Genomic DNA, 1,661 nt, shown 5'->3' with positions numbered 1-1,661 from the left:
TCCCTTTTATATACAAAAACCCTGCGATCAACAAAGTTGATTCGCAGGGTTTGTCAACATTCTCAGGGAGAGATAATTCTCTCCCTAATTTTTTGTCATTATCTTAACGGGATATGGGTATCATTAGCCAATTTGGGATTGTAATTTGGTGAATCCGGATTATGCAGCTGTCTTACTTTATGAAAGTTTCCTTGAGAATTAGTAACGCTTTTTGCGACTTAGGGTCATAATCCCACCATGTCTCAGATACAGCTTGTTAATACAAGTACTTTTTAAAAAATAAGGCACACTTCCCTTTTATATAATTAATTAGACGTGTGCCTTTAATTCGAGTAAAGAACCTATCTAACACATTTTGTACTGATTGGCCTTATATATTTGTATCATAAATATGAATGAGGGGAACTTTTATTTGAATTGAGCTTCCTTCAGGAAATGCATTACCTTCTGTTTCTAAAAATATCATACTAGAACCGATTTTAAGGACAGCTAACTGATCATCATAAACATGTTGTAGCTCTCCATTTAATTTCAATAATTGATACTCCTTGCTAATCATCTCCATTCTTTCATTAGTTATTTTTATATCGGTTCCCCATCTTAATGAGTTGGTAATTTCTATTTCTACCTCATATTCTTTCCCTATCTGCGGGATACCATGCCATACTCCATATCCATCACCATATTTAGAAGTAAACTCAACGATGCATTGATTTTCATTCATACTGATACTTTTTATCTTTACTAACAATTAATCACTTCCCTTTTGGTAACGGAACACGGATCACAACATTATCAACGTTCATCACATCATTTATTTCATCATAAGTCCATGTTTCCTCATGATAATGATGCTTTGTAGGCTTACTATTCATTTCATGGTTACCATATCTAATACTTCTTTTCCCATCTTTAGAAACTAAGCGATCTGGATCAGGCTGGCCTGTTCTTGGATGTTTATTAGTATATGGCCCTTCACCCAAAAACTCTTCCCATTTTTTTGTTGCATCTTTAGGCTTAACAGGCTTGGGCCCATAGGTTTCTTTATGATACCCTTGTCCAGGAATTGAAGACTTTTTCGGCCCACACTCGTCACCTTTACCCGTATTATGCGTAAAGATCTGTAAATCACTCACATAATACGTGTGGAAATCCTCAACCGTGAAGTTGTAGACGACCGCGTTCTTCTTCACTCGCTGGATCTGGTCAATCGCGATGTACGTTCCCGACGCGGTTTGGAAGAAGTCGCCCGGTTTCAAATCTTTCGCCACAACCCAACCTTTATCCTTCACCCAGAAGGGATGTTCTCCGGTCGTTTGTAGCTTTTCCTTGCCAATCTTGATCTCGTACAACTCCTTAACTGTTCTTTTGAACAGGAGTTGTACCGTCTTAAAGGCTTGTTTCCCGGTGTTCGGGTCTTTGGCCAGGACTTTGTCCCCTAGACGGATCGTTTGGATATCCTTTTTGCCTTTGTCCGTGACGATCTTGGTTCCCGCGGTGAAGCAACGCGCACAAGCGAATTTTTGCTTCGGACTCGGCTTCGACTTAGCCCCGCCCCTGAGCTTCTGCTTCGCTTTCGAAGCGGTTCGTTTGGCTGTGGCCTTGGCCTTTTTGTACGTTCGTTTGACCTTGCCTTTGGCCACCCTCACCCGTTTCTTGGT

2 protein-coding genes and 1 pseudogene are annotated in these 1,661 nt (G+C 40.3%); all 3 read right to left on the bottom strand.

The features are described from left to right. Positions 1–98: 98 nt before the first annotated feature. Positions 99–173 (bottom strand): annotated as a pseudogene (locus ACFQNG_RS18560) (polymorphic toxin type 30 domain-containing protein); the annotation flags it as partial. 197 nt (positions 174–370) lie between these two features. Beyond that, a complete protein-coding gene (locus tag ACFQNG_RS18555; RefSeq protein ID WP_379867404.1) occupies positions 371–751 on the bottom strand; it encodes a hypothetical protein in 381 nt (126 codons plus the stop codon). 4 nt (positions 752–755) lie between these two features. Next, the coding region (locus tag ACFQNG_RS18550) for a polymorphic toxin-type HINT domain-containing protein (RefSeq protein ID WP_379867403.1) at positions 756–1,661 on the bottom strand (906 nt) is incomplete at its 5' end.

It is taken from the genome of Laceyella putida, assembly GCF_042665195.1.
Lineage (GTDB): Bacteria > Bacillota > Bacilli > Thermoactinomycetales > Thermoactinomycetaceae > Laceyella > Laceyella putida.
The sequence above is the reverse complement of the archived record's forward strand: the minus strand, read 5'-3'. Positions and strand labels throughout refer to the sequence as shown.